The organism is Paraburkholderia sp. SIMBA_054, from assembly GCF_046534875.1.
GTDB classification, from domain to species: domain Bacteria; phylum Pseudomonadota; class Gammaproteobacteria; order Burkholderiales; family Burkholderiaceae; genus Paraburkholderia; species Paraburkholderia hospita.
This window is the reverse complement of the sequence record NZ_JAWRXV010000015.1, coordinates 84,208-104,251: the sequence shown is the minus strand read 5'-3', so window position 1 is coordinate 104,251 and position 20,044 is coordinate 84,208. Positions and strand designations below refer to the sequence as shown.

The window sequence follows — 20,044 nt, the reverse complement described above, 5'->3', positions numbered from 1 at the left end:
AGAAGCGCATCACGCTACATGCTGCTCGTCGAACTTCTTGCCGCCGACGTGCAGTGTCGAATGCTTGCCGAACTGCTTCGACAGCAGGTCGCGATACAGGCCCGGACGGTTGCGCAATTCTTCGGGGCTGCCGTCGTCGATCACCTTGCCCGCGCTCATCACAATGATGCGGTCGAAGTTGTGCAGCGTCGACAGGCGGTGCGCGATCGCGACCACCGTGCGGCCGACCATCAGCCGGTCGAGGGCTTTCTGGATCGCTTCCTCGGACGCGCTGTCGAGCGCGGAGGTCGCTTCGTCGAGCAGCAGGATCGGCGCGTTCTTCAGGATCGCGCGCGCAATCGCGATGCGCTGACGCTGGCCACCCGACAGCTTCACGCCGCGGTCGCCGACGATCGTATCGAAGCCTTCCGGCATCGCCTCGATAAAGTCCGAGCAGCGGGCTTCGCGCGCGGCGGCGAGCACTTCGTCGCGCGTCGCTTCGGGCCGGCCGTACGCGATGTTTTCATAGACCGAGCGGTGGAACAGCGAGATGTCCTGCGGCACCAGCGCGATCGAGTGGCGCAGGCTGTCCTGCGAGATCGACGAGACATCCTGGCCGTCGATCAGGATGCGTCCGGCCTGGGTTTCATAAAAGCGTTGCAGCAGCGCGAGCACGGTCGACTTGCCCGCGCCCGACTTGCCGATCAGGCCGACGCGCTGGCCCGCCGGAATGTCGAGATCGAAATGATCGAGAATCGGGCGGCGCTTTGGATACGCGAACGTCACCTTGTCGAAAGTCACGCGGCCGCCTTGCGGCACGAGTTCGACGGCGTCGTTGTGGTCAGGCATGCCGTGCGGCTCAAGTAGCGTCTTCACGGCTTCCGCGAGACGCGCGACGTGCTGCGTTACGTCGACGAGCGCGACGGCCAGATCGCGCGTGCCGTGCAGGATCGTAAAACCAAGCGAGCTGACGAGCACGATGTCGCCCGAGGTCGCCTTGCCCTGATCCCAGAGCCACAGCGCCCAGCCGAGCAGCCCCGCCGACAGCAGCGCCGTGATGACCGCGTGCAGCAGACGCAGCTTCTCCAGATACAGCAGGCTTTGCTGGCGCGCGACCATTTCCGACTTCACGGTCGCGCTGAAGCGTTTCTGCTCGCGGAACGTCATGCCGAACGCGCGCACGAGGCCCATGTTGCCGATCACGTCGACGAGTTCGCCGTCGACGGCAGCCGCCCTGCTCGCGAAGGTGTGATGGCGAGCCGAGCCACGGCCAGCCAGCTTGAACAGCACGACCGACAGAATCGCCGAGCAGGTCAGCAGGCCGAGCGCCATCAACGGATTGACGGCGGTGATCATCACGATCGCGCCGACCACCGCGATGCACGGCGGCAGCACGTTCCACGCGGTCGTGTTTTCCGCTGTGTAGACGGCGTTCGAGGTCGCCGTGATCCGGCTCGCCAGTGTGCCCGGCTGTTTCTCCGCGTAGTAGGTCGGCGAATGGCCTGTCAGATACTGGAACAGGTCCTTGCGCAGATCGCCCGTGACGGCCACGAACGTATGCGCGGCGACCCACCCGCCGACGCGCCACAACAGGTTGTCGGCGGCGATCAGGCCGACCAGGATCGCGAACGCGCCCCACAGCGGCCCCGGATGATGACGGCCCGCGCCGAGCACGTCGATCAGATGTTTGATCGCGTATTGCGAAGCGAGCGCACAGCCCACGGCCGCGAACACGCTGCCCAGTACGATCAGATGAGCAACCGGGTGGCGTCGGATAAAGCGGAAAAGGAACGCAAGCGGCCTGTGCGCATAGCTCGCAAGCTTTGCGTTATGGGCGTTTCGCTGGGCAATGGTCAGATGTTCCAATTGTTCGTTTGGTCTGTCAGTGTCGGTTTGAGACGTCTGAAACGGGTTCAGGTCGTGCAACGGTCGTGCCTGGGAACGGCCCGTAACACCAGCGTAGGCCTCGCATTGTAAACATGCAAAAGCCATTTCGCATGGCGGTACAGCCAATGGGGGCGCGATTATTTTCGCGACACGTACCGGTAAGGTTTCCCACCTTGACCCGCGAGCGGGCAAGGGGTTCACGACAGCGCCGTGAATTTTCGAGATATAATTACAGATTGCATACGAGCCGGCGAGGCGGAATTTCATTGAGTTCCAGCCGTCGCAGACGGGTCAACGATGACCGCGGTCGAACGGCTTGCGACGCCAGTGCCGAAGCAGGGCTCCTACTGTAAAACACCTTGAGAAAACAAGGGTTTGCGAAGTGTTTCGCGTTTGTAACAACGTAAAGACTTTGAAATGTAGGGGCCGGTCCGCGAGACAGGCATCGATAATGCATGCTCGGTCGCGTCAGGAAAAAACTGACAGTTTGTCAACGTTCGTTCGTTAGCTGCGTTTATGGCTTTGAGCACAGACTTTGACATCGACCAAGCTGGCGTCTTACCAAGCGATCCATCGCAGGAATTTCTCGAAAGAATCAGGCTCGTGTCCGGTGCAGCTTCAGGCTGCATGCCGAACCGGGCGCCCTGGCGAGCAAGCGAAGTCGCTTTTTCCAAACTGCAGTCTTTTTGCCTGATTTTTTACGAGGAGTTCTCCCTATGCGAATCGCTCAAATCGCTCCCTTGCACGAGGCGGTTCCTCCCAAGCTCTATGGCGGCACGGAACGCGTCGTGTCGTACCTGACGGAAGCGCTCGTCGAGCTGGGACATGACGTGACGCTTTTTGCCAGTGGCGATTCGCAAACCTCGGCAAAGCTCGAAGCTTTCTGGCCGCAGGCGTTGCGTCTGGACCCGACCATCCGCGACGTGATGGCGCCGCACATGTTGCTGCTCGAAGAAGTCCGCCGCCGCGCGGAAGAATTCGACGTGCTGCATTTCCACATCGACTACTACCCGTTCTCGCTGTTCGCGCGCCAGCCGGTGCCGTTCCTGACGACCATGCACGGCCGTCTCGATCTGCCCGAACTGCAGCCGGTCTTCAACACGTTCAGCGACGTGCCCGTCGTGTCGATCTCGGACAACCAGCGCCAGCCGCTGCAGCAGGCGCACTGGCTGTCGACGGTGTACCACGGCCTGCCGGAAAACGTGCTCACGCCGATCCCCAACGTCGAGCCGGGCTACCTCGCATTCCTCGGCCGCGTCTCGCCGGAGAAGGGCCTCGACCGCGCGATCCGCATCGCCGGCCAGGCAGGCATGAAGCTCAAGGTCGCCGCGAAGATCGACAAGGCCGACCGCGCCTATTACGAAGAAGTGATCAAGCCGCTGATGGCGCTGCCGCACGTCGAGTACATCGGCGAAATCGGCGAAGCCGAAAAGCGTGAGTTCCTCGGCAACGCGCATGCACTGGTGTTCCCGATCGACTGGCCGGAGCCCTTCGGTCTGGTGATGATCGAAGCCATGGCATGCGGTACGCCCGTGATCGCGTTCAAGCGCGGCTCGGTGCCGGAAGTGATCGAAAACGGCGTGTCGGGCTTCGTCGTCGAAGACGAAATCAGCGCTGTTGCTGCCCTCAAGCGTCTCGACCAGCTGCCGCGCGCGCAAGTGCGCAAGGCGTTCGAATCGCGCTTCTCGTCGAAGGTGATGGCAAAGAACTACCTGAAGACGTACGAAGAACTGCTGCACGCGAAGCGCCGCACGGTGCTGCGCGAAGTCAACGCAAGCTGATCTTCGCCGAAGCAGGCCGCGCTGGAGACGGTTGTTTAGCTCGTGCGCGGTCGGTTAGATGGGCCGACAACGCCCCGCATGTGTCGAACATGCGGGGCGTTGTTGCATTTGCGCCGCACGCCGATGCGAAACGCGCGGGGAATGTACCGAAAGTGTGCGTTCGTGGTCCTGCAACCGTGAGACGAATCGGTAATATCCCTATAATGGCCGTGCCGCAAATCCGGCGCAGCCGGTCGATATGAGGAGATTGCTTTGGCGAGAACGAAACAGACGCGTGCGAGCGCGGCGCCCGGCGCCGGCACGATGTTCGCGCTTCGCGCCATCGGTCTCGTGATACTGGCGCGCTGGCTCTTCTCGATGGGTGAGATGGACCCGCTGACGGCACTGCAGGCGATGGCCTCGTCGCCGTGGGCGTGCATCAATCTCGTCTTCCTCTTTCTGCTGATCTTCCTGCCGGGCGCGAAGGCGCGCGCCGAGCGGCCGTTCCATCCGTTGCCGCAATGGTTGCGTCAGGCGCTGCGCGTGTTTGCGTTCCTGGGTTTGCTGTTCGCGGTCTGGTCGGTGGGCGCGTTCGTCTGGGCGGCCGGCTGGCGGCGCGCGTTCAACGCGGTCGCCGCGACCAACGGCTGGCTGCTCGCCGCGCCAACGCTGTACGCCGTGGTCGTGTGGATCTGCCGTCCGCGGGCGCTGTGGCGCACGAATATCGCTGCACGCCGCTTCGCGATTGGTCGCTTTGCCATTTCGATCGATGCCGTCACCCGGACGGCCATCGTGTGGGCTGAAAGCCGCAAGCTCGGCCAGTACGACGCGCGCGAGTTGTCGTTGCGCTGGCACGACGGGACTGAGCGCGCGGCCGGTGTGCCGCGCGCGGCGCAGGCCGTCGATCTGTCAGGCGCGCAGCCTGCGACCATGCCTCCCATTTCGAACGGCCACGCGACGCTCGAGCGCGCGGGTGTCGGCGGCTTGCTGCGCCGTCCGAAAGTCGAGTTGATGTGGGATTCGCCCGCTGCCGCCGGCCACAACCGGCAGACCGTGTTCAGGACGCCGCTCTCGACGGAAGGCGATCGCGTCGCGGCGCGGGCGCTCGACGCGAGTCTGCGCCAGGCCTGAATTTTCTTTCCGGGTGCGGTCCTCGCGTCCGTGCATCCACGGCCCCGAATGGGCCTGAAGCGCCAACCGCTTTGCATCGTTCATGGAGCTGTCCATGCTGATCCGTTGGTTGCTGGCCGCTGTCCATCTGCTGGGTTATGGCTTCGCGCTCGCCGCGATCATCGGGCGCACGCGCGGGCTGCGTCGGCTGTCCGGTCCGGCTGGTCTACAGCGCGTCTTCGTTGCGGACAACGTCTGGGGCATCACGGCCGTCGTTCTGATCGTCACGGGCTTGATGCGCGTGTTCGGTGGCTTTGAGAAGGGCGCGGACTACTACCTGCACGAGTCGCTCTTTCACGTGAAGATGACGGCGCTCGTGCTGATCCTGGCTCTTGAGATCGCGCCGATGATGACCTTGATCCGCTGGCGTCTCGCCGTCAGAAACGGCGAGACGCCGGATCTCTCCCGCGCCCGCCGCTTTGCCCGAACGGGGCACTGGCAATCCATTCTGCTGGTCGTGATGGTGTTTGCCGCGTCGGGCATGGCGCGCGGCATTGGCGCGTAGTTGTCGACGGATGGCTTTCAGCGCGGGCTGATGCGACACCACTGCCACGCGAGCACGCCTTTGCCGATCCCGGCTTCATATGGCATGCACGAGGCCGCGTCGAAGCTGGAGTCGGCGCGCTCGCCTCGACGAAGCGAACCCGCGTTGGGCTGGAACCTGAAGGTCCATTGGTTGAAGACCATCCGCTGCATGGCGAAGCTCGAAGTCGCGGTGCGTGTGGAAATCGGCGGGAGGACCTGCACATTTCGTCGGCAGTAGGTCACGCTGTGCGCTGCGTTTATCGTGGTGGTAACGAAGTAAGAACCGTGCCCGGGTAATCGGGATTAAGACGAACTTAACCAGCCGAACGCAGAATCGATGGGACGCGTGAGGGACGAAACGGGCAACAGATTGGCGCGGAGAAAATGAAAAAGGGCTTAGGTTGTTAAACCTAAGCCCTTAATTCTTCGGTGTTCGTCTTTACCGACACCAGAAATTCTGGTGGGTAGTACTGGGATCGAACCAGTGACCCCTGCCGTGTGAAGGCAGTGCTCTACCGCTGAGCTAACCACCCGAAGAGCTGTGCATTATGTCAGCACTTTTAGACTTCGACAAGTACTTTTTAAGCGATTTGCGCATCCGCTGTCGCCGAGACATCTTCCGCAGCCGGTTGGGTGCGCCACACGCTCGTTCCCTTCACCGATTTGTCGAGACCATCGAGCAATGCTTCGTGTTCGGCCAGTTCGTCTTCCGTCGCAGTGAGCACGACGAGTTCGAGCGTGTCGAGCTTCACGCGCTTCGCGCCGCCTGCATGGCCCGCTGCCGCCTCGCCGATCATGTCGATCACGAGGCTTTCCTGGCCGCGCGTCATCGCGAGGTACACCTCGGCGAGCAGTTCCGAGTCGAGCAGTGCGCCGTGCAGCGTGCGGTGCGCGTTGCTGATGCCGAAGCGGTCGCACAGCGCGTCGAGCGAATTGCGCTTGCCCGGGAACATCGACTTCGCGCGCACGAGCGTGTCGATCACCTCGCCGCAATGCTCGGTGAACGGCGGCAACCCCAGCAGCGAGAACTCGGCGTTAAGAAAGCCGATATCGAAGGGCGCGTTGTGAATGATGAGTTCCGCGTCCGTTACGAAATCGCGCAGCGCGTCGGCGATCTCCGCGAACTTGGGCTTGTCGCGCAGGAATTCCGTCGTCAGTCCGTGTACGGCTAGCGCGCCCGGATCGCTGTCGCGCTCGGGATTGACGTAGAAGTGCAGGTTGTTGCCCGTCAGCCGGCGGTTCACCAGCTCGACGCAGCCGATTTCGATGATCCGGTCGCCGCTCTTCGCATTCAGTCCTGTCGTTTCCGTATCGAGGATGATTTGACGCATGTCGGTGTTGCCTGTCTGTGGTGATGCGTGAAAAGAATGGAGCGTTCTTAAATGCGCTGCTGAAGATTAAAGCTGCGTCAGCGAGGCCACGCCGCGATTGGCGAGCGCGTCTGCGCGTTCGTTCTCCGGATGCCCCGCATGGCCCTTGACCCAGCGCCACTCGAGCTCATGCTGCTGCGTGAGCGCATCGAGCCGCTTCCAGAGATCCGAGTTTTTCACGGGCGCCTTGGCGGCCGTCACCCAACCTTTCTTCTTCCAGCCGTGAATCCATTCGCTGATGCCTTTCTGCACGTACTGCGAGTCTGTGTGCACGATCGCCTTGCATGGGCGCTTCAACGCTTCGAGCGCGGCGATCACGGCCATCAGTTCCATGCGGTTGTTGGTCGTGTTCGCTTCGCCGCCGAACAGTTCTTTCTCCTGCGCGCCGTAGCGCAACAGCGCGCCCCAGCCGCCGGGTCCGGGATTGCCCTTGCAGGCGCCGTCGGTAAAGATTTCGATCAGATCTGAACTCATTTTGCCTTGTTGCGGGTGTTGGGCGTGGCGGCGGGCGCGAGGCCGGCGGCCAGCACGGGCTTCTTGACTTTCAGCGGACCGACGAGGCGCATGCCGCGCACGCGCTTGATCGCCGTGACCATGTAGACGGCGCCGAAAATCGGCCACCAGCGGTCGCCGGCGGCTTCCATGAACTCATAACGCGACAGCCATTTTTCGCCGACGAGGGGCGGACGATAGCAGCCGAAGCGTCCGCGTTCAAGGTCGAAACCAAGCAGCTTGATCCAGTCCTTGAGACGCGTGAACGCGATCAGATCATGCGCCGCGGGCACGAACGGCCGCCCCGTGACCTTGCCGACCGACTGCCGCGCGCCCCACAGCGACAGCGAATTGAAGCCGAGGATGATCAACTGCCCTTCGGGCATCAGCACGCGTTCGGCTTCGCGCAGCAGGCGGTGCGGATCGCGCGTGAACTCCAGCGTGTGAGGCATCACGATCAGATCGACGCTTTGCGCCTCGAACGGCAGATCGAGCAGGTCGCACCAGACGGCGCTGCGTCCGGACGGCGCGTGACGCTCGGGCAGCCCTCCCGCGACGCCGCGCGGAAACGTGTATGGCGCGCTCGCGCCGCTTTCGGCGTCGAGCACGAGGCCGCGGCAGGGCATGCGGTTCTCGCGCAGCGCGTCGAGTTGCGGCAGGCCCAGTTGCAGCGCGTGATAGCCGAATACGTCGGACACGACGCGGTCGAGCTGCGCCTGCTCCCACTCCAGCACATAGTGTCCGGGAGGGGATGTGGTCCAGGCTGGCCAGTCTATAATCGTTCGGTCAGACATGTTGAAGAATGCGTCGCCTATGAATTCGCTCGAGTACGTACCTGTCCCGGCGTTTGATGACAATTACATCTGGGTCGTGTCGGACGGCCATCACGCCGTCGTCGTCGATCCGGGCGACGCCGCCCCGGTGAAGGCTTATCTGGCAAAACGGGGATGGCGGCTGAGCGCTATTTTACTCACGCACCATCATGCCGACCACGTCGGCGGAGTGGCCGATCTGCTGGATGGCCAGGTTGTGCCCGTCTACGGCCCCGCCGGAGAAGCGATTCCGTACCTGACGGAGCGCCTCAAACAGGGCGATAAAGTGCACATCGTGGCGCCCGCGCTCGATTTCACCATTCTCGACGTGCCCGGTCACACGAGTGGCCATATCGCGTATTTCCAGGCGGCCGATCCGCGCGGCACGCCGCACGTGTTCTGCGGCGACACGCTGTTCGCCTGCGGTTGCGGCCGGCTGTTCGAAGGGACGCCCGCGCAGATGCTGAATTCGCTCGATGCGCTCGCCGGCTTGCCCGGCGAAACGGAAGTGCATTGCGCGCACGAATACACGCTGTCGAACATCCGCTTCGCGCTCGCGTGCGAGCCTGACAACGCAAAGCTGCAAGCCTGGCGCGACGAAGCGACGGATCTGCGCGCGCGCCATGTGCCGACGCTGCCCACGACGATCGCGCACGAGCGCGCCGTCAACCCGTTCTTGCGCGCGGGCGAGCGGTCTGTTCAGGCGACGCTCGCCGAGCAGTTGCATGAATCGGTGCCGGATCGGTTGGCCGCTTTCACGTTGATGCGAGAATGGAAGAACAGGTTCCGCTGACCAGGTAAACTATGGGGGCATGCTCATCCGAATCGTAGAAAGAAACGCCAAGCCTCAGATTTGGCTACGTTTTTCACATTATTCTGATTGACGGAAAGGGCGGTCTTTCGTACTATCGGCTGCAAATTCCAGCCCCTTTGGAAGCCGAGACGTTCATGAGATTTATCTTTAGCGCGTTGTTGGTCCTGACGCTCGCCGCCTGCGCGAGTCAAGGGCCAGCAACGAACAGCCTTTCCACTGCTTCCGATCCCGCTAGCCAGCAAGCCGTAGCCGACGCCCTTCGCAAGACTGCCACCGCCAAAGAAACGATCAACGTCGACCAGGGTTCCGTCGACCAGTTGACGAGCGCGGACAGCGATCTCTGGGGCCGTATCCGCCGTGGTTTTCAGATGCCCGACCTGCAGACCGACCTCGTCGACATGCAGGTCAACTGGTACGCGCAGCGCCCGGACTACGTCCAGCGCATGACCGAACGGTCGCAGAAGTACCTGTATCACATCGTCGAAGAGCTGGAAGCGCGCCATATGCCGACCGAGCTGGCGCTCCTGCCGTTCATCGAATCCGCGTATAACCCGCAGGCGCTGTCGGTCGCGAAGGCGGCGGGCATGTGGCAGTTCGTGCCTGGCACGGGCCGCACGTACAACCTCAAGCAGAACATGTGGCAGGACGAGCGCCGCGACGTGCTCGCCTCCACCAGTGCCGCGCTCGACTATCTGTCGCGTCTGCACGATATGTTCGGCGACTGGTATCTGGCGCTCGCTGCGTATAACTGGGGCGAGGGCAACGTGCAGCGCGCGATCGCGCGTAACGAGGCGGCCGGTCTGCCGACGGACTACCAGAGCCTGCGCATGCCGATGGAAACGCGCAATTACGTGCCGAAGCTGCAGGCCGTCAAGAACATCGTGACGAACCCGCAGGTCTATGGGCTCACGCTGCCGTCCATTCCGAACCATCCGTACTTCGTGACGGTGACGACTTCGCACGATATCGACGTCGACACCGCGGCGAAGCTCGCGAACATGACGCCGGATGAATTCCGTTCGCTGAACCCGTCGTTCAAGAAGCCGGTCATTCTGGGCGCGACGCAGCCGCAGATCCTGCTGCCGTTCGACAACGCCAGCGCGTTCGAACGCAACTTGAAGTCGTACACGGGTTCGCTGTCGTCGTGGACGACCTATACGGTCACCGAGCGCTCGCGTCCGGCCGCGATTGCCGAAAAGATCGGCGTCGATCCCGACACGCTGATGGCCGTCAACAAGATTCCGGCCGGCATGCGCCTGAAGCCGGGCTCGACGATCGTCGTGCCGCGCGCCGATGACGACGACGAAGACATCAGCGCCGACGTCGCTGAAAGCGCCGTGCTCGCGATCGAGCCGGACGTGCCCGACACGCGCAAGATGCTGATCCGCGTGCGCCGCAAGCAGTCGATGGCGATGATCGCCGACCGTTACGACGTGTCGATCGGTCAGTTGAAGGCCTGGAACCGGACGAAGCGCGATCTCGTGACACCGGGGCAGGTGGTCGTGCTGCACGTCCCCGTCGGCAAGTCGATGCCGAGCGAGCCGGGTCCGCAGAAACTGGCGACGGTGCCCGTCGGCGGCGGTGTCGAGAAGGCCAGCGCCCAGGTCGCAGACACGCGGTCCGAATCGCGCTACGATAAGAAACGAGGCCGCGGCCAGACTGGCGTGGTGAAGGTGTCGGAACCGGTAGCCAAGCCCGCCGCAGCAAAAGGCAAGGTGACGAAGGTTTCGACGGAAGCGGCCGGCAAGGCGTCGAAGGCTGATACCACTAGCCGCCATAAGGTCTCGGCCAACGCGAAGAAGGGCAAGTAAACAACAGCGGCCTTCTCGAGGATGACCGAACATGCGCTGCGGGGGCAGCGTATGAAGTGCGCTCCGATCTCTCCTCGTTTTCCTTGACGCCGTCACCTGAGGTGACGGCGTTTTTCATTTCGACCGACGTTTCCCCTACGGGAACCCATACGCGGACCCATACGCGGACCCATACGGGAGCCCGTACGCGATGCGCGGTCTTGCACCACGATGGACATGATTGGGCTATCGTTCACCCTCGGGCCCGCCTGGCCAACTCGCTGACGCCTCATGTTCTCGACGCCGCTTCGTGTTTTTCTCCTGTTCTCCGCCGGTTATTTCGTCTCGTACGTGTTTCGTGGCGTGAATCTCGGTTTCGCGCCGCTGATCACGCACGAGCTCGGCTTGACGGCCGCCGATCTAGGTCTGCTGACGAGCCTTTACTTTCTCGGCTTCGCAGGCGCGCAACTGCCTGCCGGTGTACTGCTTGATCACTACGGCGCGCGTCGCGTGACGGCGGGGATGCTGCTGTTCGCCGCCGCAGGCATTGGCGTATTCGGTGTGGCGCACGGCGTCGGGACAATGATGATCGGGCGGCTGCTGATCGGCGTCGGCGTGTCGGTGTGCCTGGGCGGCGCGTTCAAGGCGCTGGCGCAGCATTTCCCGGCGGCGCGCCTGCCGCTGATCAATGGGCTCGTGATGGCCGTCGGCGGTCTGGGCGGCGTCGTGGTCGGTTCGCCGCTGACGTGGCTGCTGACCTTTGCAAGCTGGCGCGCCGTCTGTTTTGGGCTCGTCATTCTCACGATCATCGTGGCGGCGATGCTATGGGCGTTCGCGCCCGAAACCAAGGAGACGCACCATCAGGCCAGCCTCGTCAGCCAGTTCAAGGGCACGTGGCATATCCTGCGCAGTGCGGCGTTCTGGAAGATCGCGTCGTTTTCGGTCGTCACGCAAGGCGTGTTCTACGCAATGCAGTCGCTGTGGGTGGGCGCCTGGTTGCGCGACGTGTCGGGCTTCCAGTCGCATGAAGCGGCTGCGTTCGTGTCGGTGCTCGGTTTCGCGATGATGGCCGGCTGCGTCGGCTTCGGCGCGGCGGCGCGCAGCATGGAGCGGCGTGGGCTGTCGCTGTATGCGTTTTGCGGCATCGGCATGGTGCTTTTCGTCATCACGCAACTGCTGATCATGTTGCGTGCGCCGCTGCCCGCGGGATTGCTGTGGGCGGCTTATGGGATTTTCGGCGGCGTCGGCATTCTGAGTTATGCGGTGCTCGCGCGCCATTTTCCGCAACATCTGATCGGACGCGCAAATACGACGCTGACGCTGATCATTTTTCTGCTGATCTTCGGCTTCCAGATTGGCGTCGGCGCCGTGCTGTCGCGCTGGACACCCGTCGACGGTCACTATCCACCCGCCGCGCATCTGACCGCGTGGGGCATTCTCGTTGCACTGCAACTGGCGAGCGCCATCTGGTACGTGCTGCCGAGCCGTGTGCTGGCCAGAAGTCCGGCGCACGTGCACGCAGAACATCAGCCGTAAGCTGCCGGGCATATCCTGATACACGGTGAAGGGCCCGCCAGGCGGCTTGCGCGGCAAGCTGATTGCGCCCCGAGCGCCTGACGATGCCAGCTTCGCCGCGCCATCGCCCATCTCGGATTTGAAGAGAAGGGTCATTTCAGGCTATAATTTCAAGGTTTGAGCTTATCAACCCGCACCCTAGCGCCTACCTCTCCCATACCGTTCATCCGCCGCGTTTCGTTGTAGTCCCGGTTGTTTTTCATGAGTGAAACCTCCCGGCTACTGTCGCCAGCGGCCCGCAACCAGCCAGTTCGCCTACACAATGGGCCGACTGCGAGCTCCGCGGCGCCCGATGCGACCCTCCGCGAACAGCGACAACGCGAGCGAGCCTGCGCGCGCATCGAATGATGCGCCTCGCCGCGGCCCGCACGGTCGGATAGACAGGTCGGCAACAGGGTGCTCCCCAAGGAGTCTCCCGTGTTGCCGTCATTTTCTCCCGCTCTGCTCGCGCTCGCCGACGGCACGGTCTTTCGTGGTTACTCGATCGGCGCGCCCGGTCATACGATCGGTGAAGTCGTCTTCAATACGGCCATCACCGGCTATCAGGAAATCCTGACCGACCCCAGCTACGCGCGCCAGATCGTCACGCTGACGTATCCGCACATCGGCAATGTTGGTGTGAACGCCGAAGATGTCGAAGCCACGAAAGTCCATGCCGCCGGCCTGATCATCCGTGATCTGCCTGTTCTCGCGTCGAATTTCCGCATGGAGCGCACGCTCCCGGATTACCTGAAGGCGGAAGGCGTTGTCGCGATCGCCGGTATCGACACCCGCAAGCTCACGCGCGTGCTGCGCGACAAGGGCGCGCAAAACGGCGCGATTCTCGCCGGCTCGGATGACGAAGCGCAGGCAATCGAACTCGCGCGCTCGTTCCCCGGCCTCGCGGGCATGGACCTCGCGAAGGTCGTATCGACGCAAAAGCCGTACGAATGGAAGCAGACGGAATGGCGCCTGGGCAGCGGCTACGGCATGCAGAACACGCCGCGCTACCGCGTCGTCGCGTTCGACTTCGGCGTGAAGTACAACATTCTGCGGATGCTCGCGGAACGCGGCTGCCAGGTCACGGTGCTGCCGGCGCAAGCCACGGCGGCTGACGCGCTCGCGCTGAATCCGGACGGCATCTTCCTGTCGAACGGCCCCGGCGACCCCGAACCGTGCGATTACGCGATCGCTGCGACGCGCGAATTCATCGAGAGTGGCATTCCGACGTTCGGTATCTGCCTTGGCCATCAGATCATGGGTCTCGCCGTCGGCGCGAAGACGATGAAGATGAAGACGGGCCACCACGGCGCGAATCATCCCGTGAAGGACCTCGGGGACGGCCGCGTCGTGATCACGTCGCAGAACCACGGCTTCGCGGTCGACGCCGACACGCTGCCCGCTAATGCGAAGGTGACGCACGTGTCGCTGTTCGACGGCACGCTGCAAGGCTTCGCGCTGACGGACAAGCCGGCATTCTGCTTTCAGGGCCACCCGGAAGCATCGCCCGGTCCGAATGACATCGCCTATCTGTTCGACCGCTTCACCGCGTTGATGGACGAGGCGAAGGGCAGCAAGTCGGCCGCGGCGTAAGCAAGCGCTCGCACAAGCAGCGACGGAAGAAAGCGCGCCCCGCGACGCCGTTCGGCACAGCCCATACGGGCCGGCCCGAACGGCACACCGCCGGCGCGCCAACAGTAAGAACTCAGGAATACATTAGCGAGAGCGTTATGCCCAAGCGGACAGACATCAAGAGCATCCTCATTATCGGCGCGGGTCCGATCATCATCGGCCAGGCGTGCGAGTTCGACTACTCGGGCGCGCAGGCGTGCAAGGCGCTGCGTGAGGAAGGCTACAAGGTCATTCTCGTCAACAGCAATCCGGCGACGATCATGACCGACCCGAACACGGCCGACGTCACCTACATCGAGCCGATCACGTGGGAAGTGGTCGAGCGCATCATCGCGAAGGAGCGCCCGGACGCGATCCTGCCGACGATGGGCGGCCAGACCGCGCTGAACTGCGCGCTCGATCTGCATCACCACGGCGTGCTGGAAAAGTACAAGGTGGAATTGATCGGCGCGTCGCCGGAAGCGATCGACAAGGCTGAAGACCGTCAGAAGTTCAAGGACGCGATGACGAAGATCGGCCTCGGCTCGGCGAAGTCGGGCATCGCGCATTCGATGGAAGAAGCGTTGCAGGTGCAAGCGGAAATCGCGGCGTTCACGGGTGGCGGCGGCTACCCGATCGTGATCCGTCCGTCGTTCACGCTCGGCGGCTCGGGCGGTGGCATCGCGTATAACCGCGAAGAATTCGAAGAAATCTGCAAGCGCGGTCTCGATCTGTCGCCGACGCGCGAACTGCTGATCGAAGAATCGCTGCTCGGCTGGAAAGAGTACGAGATGGAAGTGGTCCGCGATAAAAAGGACAACTGCATCATCGTCTGCTCGATCGAAAACCTCGACCCGATGGGCATCCACACGGGCGACTCGATTACCGTCGCGCCGGCGCAGACGCTCACCGACAAGGAATATCAGATCCTGCGTAACGCATCGCTCGCGGTGCTGCGCGAGATCGGCGTCGATACGGGCGGCTCGAACGTGCAGTTCTCGATCAATCCCGTCGATGGCCGGATGATCGTGATCGAAATGAACCCGCGCGTGTCGCGTTCGTCGGCTTTGGCGTCGAAGGCGACGGGCTTCCCGATCGCGAAGGTCGCGGCGAAGCTGGCAGTCGGCTACACGCTGGACGAACTGAAGAACGAAATCACGGGCGGTCAGACGCCGGCATCGTTCGAACCGACCATCGATTACGTCGTCACGAAGATTCCGCGTTTTGCGTTCGAGAAATTCCGTGAAGCCGATCCGCGTCTGACCACGCAGATGAAGTCGGTCGGCGAAGTGATGGCGATCGGCCGCACGTTCCAGGAATCGTTCCAGAAGGCGCTGCGCGGTCTGGAAGTCGGCGTCGACGGTCTGGACGAAAAGACCACGAGCCGCGATGAAGTGATCCGCGAGATCGGCGAAGCCGGTCCGGACCGCATCTGGTATGTCGGTGACGCGTTCCGCCTCGGTCTGACGCAACAGGAAATCTTCGAGGAAACGGCGATCGACCCGTGGTTCCTCGCGCAGATCGAAGAGATCGTCCGCAAGGAAAAGGCGCTCGAAGGCCGCACGCTCGCGAGCCTCACGAAAGAAGAGCTGATTTATCTGAAGCAGAGCGGCTTCTCGGATCGCCGCCTTGCGAAGCTGATCGGCGCGACGGGCGCCGACGTGCGCAAGCGCCGTATCGAACTGAACGTGCGCCCCGTGTACAAGCGCGTCGATACCTGCGCGGCCGAGTTCGCGACGAAGACGGCCTACATGTACTCGACGTACGAAGAAGAGTGCGAAGCGAACCCGACGAACAACAAGAAGATCATGGTGCTGGGCGGCGGCCCGAACCGGATCGGCCAGGGCATCGAGTTCGACTACTGCTGCGTGCATGCCGCGCTCGCCATGCGCGAAGACGGCTACGAAACGATCATGGTCAACTGCAACCCTGAAACCGTTTCGACCGACTACGACACGTCGGACCGTCTGTACTTCGAGCCGCTGACGCTCGAAGACGTGCTCGAAATCGTCGACAAGGAAAAGCCGCTCGGCGTGATCGTCCAGTACGGCGGCCAGACGCCGCTGAAGCTCGCGCTCGATCTCGAGGCGAACGGCGTGCCCATCGTCGGCACGTCGCCGGACATGATCGACGCCGCAGAAGACCGCGAGCGTTTCCAGAAGCTGCTGCAGGACCTCGGTCTGCGTCAGCCGCCGAACCGCACCGCGCGCGCGGAAGACGAAGCGCTCAAGCTCGCCGACGAAATCGGTTATCCGCTTGTCGTGCGTCCGTCATACGTGCTCGGCGGCCGCGCGATGGAAATCGTCCACGAGCCGCGCGACCTCGAGCGCTATATGCGCGAGGCCGTGAAGGTGTCGAACGATTCGCCCGTGTTGCTGGACCGCTTCCTGAACGACGCGATCGAATGCGACGTGGACTGCATCTCGGACGGCGACACGGTGTTCATCGGCGGCGTGATGGAACACATCGAGCAGGCAGGCGTGCACTCGGGCGACTCGGCTTGCTCGCTGCCGCCGTACTCGCTGTCGAAGGAAACCGTCGCTGAACTCAAGCGCCAGACGGGCGCGATGGCAAAGGCGCTGAACGTGATCGGCTTGATGAACGTGCAGTTCGCGATCCAGCAGGTGCCGCAGGCTGACGGTTCGAAGCTGGACGTCATCTACGTGCTCGAAGTGAACCCGCGCGCTTCGCGTACGGTGCCGTACGTGTCGAAGGCGACCAGCCTGCCGCTCGCGAAGATCGCGGCGCGCGCAATGGTCGGCCAGAAGCTCGCCCAGCAGGGCGTGACGAAGGAAGTCATCCCGCCGTACTTCAGCGTGAAGGAAGCGGTGTTCCCGTTCGTCAAGTTCCCGACTGTCGACCCGGTGCTCGGACCCGAAATGCGTTCGACGGGTGAAGTGATGGGCGTGGGCCAAACCTTCGGCGAGGCGCTTTTCAAGTCGCAGCTCGCAGCGGGTTCGCGTCTGCCGGAGACGGGCACCGTGCTGTTGACCGTGATGGACGCCGACAAGCCGAAGGCCGTCGAAGTCGCGCGTATGCTGCATGAGTTGGGCTATCCGCTCGTCGCGACGAAGGGCACGGCGGCGGCGATCGAAGCGGCGGGCGTTCCGGTGAAGGTCGTCAACAAGGTGAAGGACGGCCGTCCGCACATCGTCGATATGATCAAGAACGGCGAGATCGCACTCGTCTTCACGACCGTCGACGAAACGCGTGCAGCCATCGCCGATTCGCGTTCGATCCGCATGAGCGCGCAGGCGAACAAGGTCACGTACTACACGACGATGTCGGGCGCGCGTGCCGCCGTCGAAGGCCTGCGTTATCTGAAGGACCTGGAAGTCTATGATTTACAAGGCCTCCATGCTCGCCTAAACTAAGGCTTCAGTTTCCTGTCCAAGTCGTAAGTGCCGCGGTTAAGCGGCGTCCCTAAGGTGTCAGATCGGGCTTTGTGCCACGTTTGCGCACCGTAGCGGGATGCACTTAACCGCGGTGATTTTTTTTGTGGCTGTCTTTTGCCAAAGAGTTGTTTATGAGCACTATTCCATTGACGAAGCGCGGCGCAGACCAACTGCGCGACGAATTGCAGCGCCTGAAATCGGTTGAGCGTCCGTCTGTCATCAACTCGATCTCGGAAGCGCGCGCCCAGGGCGATCTGTCGGAAAACGCCGAGTACGACGCTGCGAAAGAGAAGCAGGGCTTTATCGAAGGCCGCATCGCTGAAATCGAATCGAAGCTGGCGGGCGCGCAAATCATCGATCCGTCCGCACTCGACGCGGAAGGCCGCGTTGTGTTCGCCGCGACGGTCGATCTGGAAGATCTGGGTTCGGGTGCTTCGGTTACCTATCAAATTGTCGGCGATGACGAAGCCGATCTCGAGCACGGCCTGATTTCCGTCAGCTCGCCGATCGCGCGCGCGCTGATCGGCAAGACGGAAGGCGATGTCGCGTCGGTGCAGGCACCGGGCGGCGTGCGCGAGTACGAAATCATCGCGGTCCGTTACATCTGAGGCGGCTGCCGTGTCTTCGATGCCGCATCGCCTGTTCCGCCTCTTGACGGTCGTTTGGATCGGCAGCTTGCTGACCATTGGCTATGCTGTGGCGCCCGTGCTGTTCACGTCGCTCGACCGGGTGACGGCGGGCGCGGTCGCGGCGCAACTGTTTCGCATCGAAGGCGTGATCGGCGTGGTGTGCGGCGTGCTGCTGCTTGCGCTGTGCAACGTGCTGGTCCGCCGTGGCGGCGATGCGTATCGGCGTCTGCGCTGGCTGATTGCCGGCATGCTGGTGTGCGTGCTGGTCGGCTACTTTGCGCTGCAACCGTTCATGAATGCGCTGCGCGTCGCCGCACAGGAAGCCGGCACGGATGTCGGCCACTCTGTTTATGCAAGCCGCTTTGGCATGCTGCACGGCGTGTCGAGCGTGTTCTATCTGATCGAAAGCCTGTTGGGCATCGTGCTCGTGTGGAAGCTGCCGGCGGGAACGGGCATCGCCGTGGAGCGAGGCGCGGGACGCGTCGCTGGCCGGACGGCGGGATAGCGTATCGACGCTGATCGCGTCCGCGTGGGCGAGTAGCTTGGCTCGACAGCACTCAAGTACGCGACGGATCGCCGCACGAGGCGCGGCGCCCGGTAAATTCTCTTCGGTCGGCGCGGCCCAGTCCAAATATCAAACCGGTTTTCCGCGCGACGCCCGTTTTACTTCGACGTCTGATGCATGCGCTTTGCGCTGGTCTGGCGTTTCTTCGCTTTCTTGATGTTGCCGCCCGCGGTGACGCGCTCGTTGCCGCGCACCACCAGTTTCTGCGCTTTTGGCTTGCGCAGCGGATTTTCGGACGGCTTGACGACCTTCACGACGCGAGGCGCGCGTCCTTTGCCCGCCGGTGCATCGCCGAGGGCCTCACGGACGCTCGGCAGCGCGCCGCGCTTCGCTTTCGTGGCGGCGGGAGCGCGCTCGGTGGCCACCTTTTCCGGCTTCCAGATGACGAGCAGCTTGCCGATATGCTGGATCGGCGCCGCACTCAGGCGATCGCAGATTTCGTCGTAGATGGCGATGCGCTCTTCGCGCTCGTCGCCGAACACACGGATCTTGATCAGCTGGTGCGCTTTAAGATGGACCTTGATTTCAGTCAGCACGGCATCGGTCAGCCCTTCGGCGCCGACGATCACGACCGGCTTGAGCGCGTGAGCCTGGGAGCGCAATTCGGCGCGTTGTTCGGAAGAAACTTTGAGGGCTGGCATGAGAAGTAGAGGACTCGACTAAAATGGCGACGCCCGCGAGCAGGGACCGGTGGTCCGGCAAACCGGCGATCCGGCGGAACAGCAGGCGGTGCGCGAAAAATCAGGAAACTGCGGTTAGGCAACTGCGGGCGATGAATCCGGCATCAAGGCCGGCGCCAGGTGCGATGGCAGCGGCGACGGCAGCGCGGACTACCAGCAGAATCACGAGCGCGGAAGGCGGCCTTTGGCTGCAGCCGCGCGAATTAAACGCGTATTATCCGCTAAAAGCGCGGCATTACGTAGCAAGAGTTCAACGTTTAATGGCAAAAAACAAGTTCAACACGTCGTGGCTGCACGACCACATCAACGATCCGTACGTGAAAATGGCACAGCGGGAGGGCTATCGCGCCCGCGCAGCCTACAAGCTGAAGGAAATCGACGAGCAGGACAAGCTGATCCGGCCGGGTCAGGTCATCGTCGATCTGGGCGCGGCGCCCGGCAGCTGGAGCCAGTACGTACGCAACAAGCTCGCGCAGGGCAAGCACCGCGACGCACAGCGGGACGGCGGGATCGACGGCACAATCATCGCGCTCGACCTGCTGCCGATGGAGCCGATCGCCGACGTTCATTTCATTCAGGGCGACTTCCGCGAGGACAATGTTCTCGAACAACTGGAAGAAGTGGTCGGAGAGCGCGATGTCGATCTTGTAATTTCGGATATGGCGCCCAACCTGTCGGGAGTGGGGGTGGCGGATGCCGCGCGAATCGAGCATGTGTGCGATCTCGCGCTGGAGTTTTCGCAAAACCACCTCAAACCTGATGGTGCCCTTTTAGTTAAATGCTTTCACGGCAGCGGTTACAGCCAGATTGTCGAAAAGTTCAAGCATCAGTTTAAGACGGTGGCCGCTCGCAAACCGAAGGCGTCTCGGGACAAATCCTCCGAGACGTTTATTCTGGGAAGGCATCTGAAGCGACCCCGTTAAAAACGGGTGCAGTGATATGTAAGCCCGCATTTCCGGCACGCCGGAAAATAAGAGCGCTGAGGTTGCGCGGTACGCTATTTATGCGGTA

General features: G+C 62.7%; 17 protein-coding genes and 1 tRNA gene. 11 read left to right on the top strand and 7 right to left on the bottom strand.

The genetic code is table 11. From position 1 onward, the window contains the following. Nucleotides 1-9 precede the first annotated feature (9 nt). Entirely contained in the window at nucleotides 10-1,845 is a 1,836-nt protein-coding gene (locus tag SB822_RS19785) for an ABC transporter ATP-binding protein (RefSeq protein WP_009770791.1), read from the bottom strand. Nucleotides 1,846-2,582: 737 nt separating this feature from the next. Here SB822_RS19785 and SB822_RS19780 point away from each other — a divergent pair. The 3 genes from SB822_RS19780 (at nucleotide 2,583) to SB822_RS19770 (ending at nucleotide 5,301) form a co-directional block, all read left to right on the top strand. Continuing rightward, a complete protein-coding gene (locus SB822_RS19780) occupies nucleotides 2,583-3,647 on the top strand; it encodes a glycosyltransferase family 4 protein (RefSeq protein ID WP_079499989.1) in 1,065 nt (354 codons plus the stop codon). A 252-nt stretch (nucleotides 3,648-3,899) separates the two neighbouring features. Continuing rightward, complete coding sequence (locus tag SB822_RS19775) at nucleotides 3,900-4,757, top strand: hypothetical protein (protein ID WP_090835759.1); 858 nt, start codon at nucleotides 3,900-3,902, stop codon at nucleotides 4,755-4,757. Between the two features lie 94 nt (nucleotides 4,758-4,851). Then, the gene (locus SB822_RS19770; RefSeq protein ID WP_090835806.1) at nucleotides 4,852-5,301 is read left to right on the top strand and encodes a DUF2214 family protein; all 450 of its coding nucleotides are present in this window, start codon (nucleotides 4,852-4,854) and stop codon (nucleotides 5,299-5,301) included. A gap of 17 nt (nucleotides 5,302-5,318) precedes the next feature. On the opposite strand, the gene SB822_RS19765 is transcribed toward SB822_RS19770, so the two are convergent. The 5 genes from SB822_RS19765 to SB822_RS19745 form a co-directional block, all read right to left on the bottom strand. Then, entirely contained in the window at nucleotides 5,319-5,492 is a 174-nt protein-coding gene (locus tag SB822_RS19765; RefSeq protein WP_167306977.1) for a hypothetical protein, read from the bottom strand. A gap of 287 nt (nucleotides 5,493-5,779) precedes the next feature. Further along, a tRNA-Val gene (locus tag SB822_RS19760) sits at nucleotides 5,780-5,854 on the bottom strand. A 48-nt stretch (nucleotides 5,855-5,902) separates the two neighbouring features. Further along, nucleotides 5,903-6,652: a DNA polymerase III subunit epsilon gene (gene dnaQ / locus SB822_RS19755; protein WP_079499986.1), complete on the bottom strand. Its 750-nt coding sequence runs from the start codon at nucleotides 6,650-6,652 to the stop codon at nucleotides 5,903-5,905. Nucleotides 6,653-6,718: 66 nt separating this feature from the next. After that, nucleotides 6,719-7,165, bottom strand: a complete 447-nt coding sequence (rnhA, locus tag SB822_RS19750) for a ribonuclease HI (RefSeq protein WP_007748049.1) — start codon at nucleotides 7,163-7,165, stop codon at nucleotides 6,719-6,721. Continuing rightward, nucleotides 7,162-7,977, bottom strand: coding sequence for a class I SAM-dependent methyltransferase (locus tag SB822_RS19745; RefSeq protein WP_009770793.1), 816 nt, complete (start codon nucleotides 7,975-7,977; stop codon nucleotides 7,162-7,164). Before SB822_RS19745 ends, rnhA begins: the two co-directional genes overlap by 4 nt. 19 nt (nucleotides 7,978-7,996) lie before the next feature. Between SB822_RS19745 and gloB the strand changes: the two genes are divergently transcribed. The 7 genes from gloB (at nucleotide 7,997) to SB822_RS19710 (ending at nucleotide 18,293) form a co-directional block, all read left to right on the top strand. Further along, nucleotides 7,997-8,788 carry a hydroxyacylglutathione hydrolase gene (gloB, locus tag SB822_RS19740; RefSeq protein ID WP_090835805.1) on the top strand — a complete coding sequence of 264 codons (792 nt, stop codon included), beginning with the start codon at nucleotides 7,997-7,999 and terminating at the stop codon, nucleotides 8,786-8,788. 155 nt (nucleotides 8,789-8,943) lie between these two features. Continuing rightward, nucleotides 8,944-10,620: a transglycosylase SLT domain-containing protein gene (locus SB822_RS19735; RefSeq protein WP_007748054.1), complete on the top strand. Its 1,677-nt coding sequence runs from the start codon at nucleotides 8,944-8,946 to the stop codon at nucleotides 10,618-10,620. A gap of 270 nt (nucleotides 10,621-10,890) precedes the next feature. Continuing rightward, a complete protein-coding gene (locus tag SB822_RS19730; RefSeq protein ID WP_090835758.1) occupies nucleotides 10,891-12,135 on the top strand; it encodes an MFS transporter in 1,245 nt (414 codons plus the stop codon). A gap of 456 nt (nucleotides 12,136-12,591) precedes the next feature. Further along, nucleotides 12,592-13,746: a glutamine-hydrolyzing carbamoyl-phosphate synthase small subunit gene (carA, locus tag SB822_RS19725; RefSeq protein WP_090835757.1), complete on the top strand. Its 1,155-nt coding sequence runs from the start codon at nucleotides 12,592-12,594 to the stop codon at nucleotides 13,744-13,746. Between the two features lie 137 nt (nucleotides 13,747-13,883). Continuing rightward, the gene (gene carB, locus SB822_RS19720) at nucleotides 13,884-17,138 is read left to right on the top strand and encodes a carbamoyl-phosphate synthase large subunit (RefSeq protein ID WP_090835756.1); all 3,255 of its coding nucleotides are present in this window, start codon (nucleotides 13,884-13,886) and stop codon (nucleotides 17,136-17,138) included. Nucleotides 17,139-17,290: 152 nt separating this feature from the next. Then, nucleotides 17,291-17,767, top strand: coding sequence for a transcription elongation factor GreA (gene greA, locus SB822_RS19715; RefSeq protein ID WP_007748062.1), 477 nt, complete (start codon nucleotides 17,291-17,293; stop codon nucleotides 17,765-17,767). 19 nt (nucleotides 17,768-17,786) lie between these two features. Beyond that, nucleotides 17,787-18,293 carry a DUF4149 domain-containing protein gene (locus SB822_RS19710; protein WP_009770796.1) on the top strand — a complete coding sequence of 169 codons (507 nt, stop codon included), beginning with the start codon at nucleotides 17,787-17,789 and terminating at the stop codon, nucleotides 18,291-18,293. A 158-nt stretch (nucleotides 18,294-18,451) separates the two neighbouring features. On the opposite strand, the gene SB822_RS19705 is transcribed toward SB822_RS19710, so the two are convergent. Further along, a complete protein-coding gene (locus SB822_RS19705) occupies nucleotides 18,452-18,994 on the bottom strand; it encodes a YhbY family RNA-binding protein (RefSeq protein ID WP_090835755.1) in 543 nt (180 codons plus the stop codon). A 299-nt stretch (nucleotides 18,995-19,293) separates the two neighbouring features. Between SB822_RS19705 and SB822_RS19700 the strand changes: the two genes are divergently transcribed. Continuing rightward, nucleotides 19,294-19,956: an RlmE family RNA methyltransferase gene (locus SB822_RS19700; protein WP_079499980.1), complete on the top strand. Its 663-nt coding sequence runs from the start codon at nucleotides 19,294-19,296 to the stop codon at nucleotides 19,954-19,956. Nucleotides 19,957-20,044: the final 88 nt, after the last annotated feature.

Bases quoted from the DNA above. Each gene is read 5' to 3' on its own strand.
- SB822_RS19780 (WP_079499989.1), top strand. From the start codon at position 2,583: ATGCGAATCGCTCAAATCGCTCCCTTGCACGAGGCGGTTCCTCCCAAG.
- SB822_RS19770 (WP_090835806.1), top strand. From the start codon at position 4,852: ATGCTGATCCGTTGGTTGCTGGCCGCTGTCCATCTGCTGGGTTATGGC.
- SB822_RS19765 (WP_167306977.1), bottom strand. From the start codon at position 5,492: ATGCAGCGGATGGTCTTCAACCAATGGACCTTCAGGTTCCAGCCCAAC.
- dnaQ (WP_079499986.1), bottom strand. From the start codon at position 6,652: ATGCGTCAAATCATCCTCGATACGGAAACGACAGGACTGAATGCGAAG.
- rnhA (WP_007748049.1), bottom strand. From the start codon at position 7,165: ATGAGTTCAGATCTGATCGAAATCTTTACCGACGGCGCCTGCAAGGGC.
- SB822_RS19745 (WP_009770793.1), bottom strand. From the start codon at position 7,977: ATGTCTGACCGAACGATTATAGACTGGCCAGCCTGGACCACATCCCCT.
- gloB (WP_090835805.1), top strand. From the start codon at position 7,997: ATGAATTCGCTCGAGTACGTACCTGTCCCGGCGTTTGATGACAATTAC.
- SB822_RS19735 (WP_007748054.1), top strand. From the start codon at position 8,944: ATGAGATTTATCTTTAGCGCGTTGTTGGTCCTGACGCTCGCCGCCTGC.
- SB822_RS19730 (WP_090835758.1), top strand. From the start codon at position 10,891: ATGTTCTCGACGCCGCTTCGTGTTTTTCTCCTGTTCTCCGCCGGTTAT.
- carB (WP_090835756.1), top strand. From the start codon at position 13,884: ATGCCCAAGCGGACAGACATCAAGAGCATCCTCATTATCGGCGCGGGT.
- greA (WP_007748062.1), top strand. From the start codon at position 17,291: ATGAGCACTATTCCATTGACGAAGCGCGGCGCAGACCAACTGCGCGAC.
- SB822_RS19710 (WP_009770796.1), top strand. From the start codon at position 17,787: ATGCCGCATCGCCTGTTCCGCCTCTTGACGGTCGTTTGGATCGGCAGC.
- SB822_RS19705 (WP_090835755.1), bottom strand. From the start codon at position 18,994: ATGCCAGCCCTCAAAGTTTCTTCCGAACAACGCGCCGAATTGCGCTCC.
- SB822_RS19700 (WP_079499980.1), top strand. From the start codon at position 19,294: ATGGCAAAAAACAAGTTCAACACGTCGTGGCTGCACGACCACATCAAC.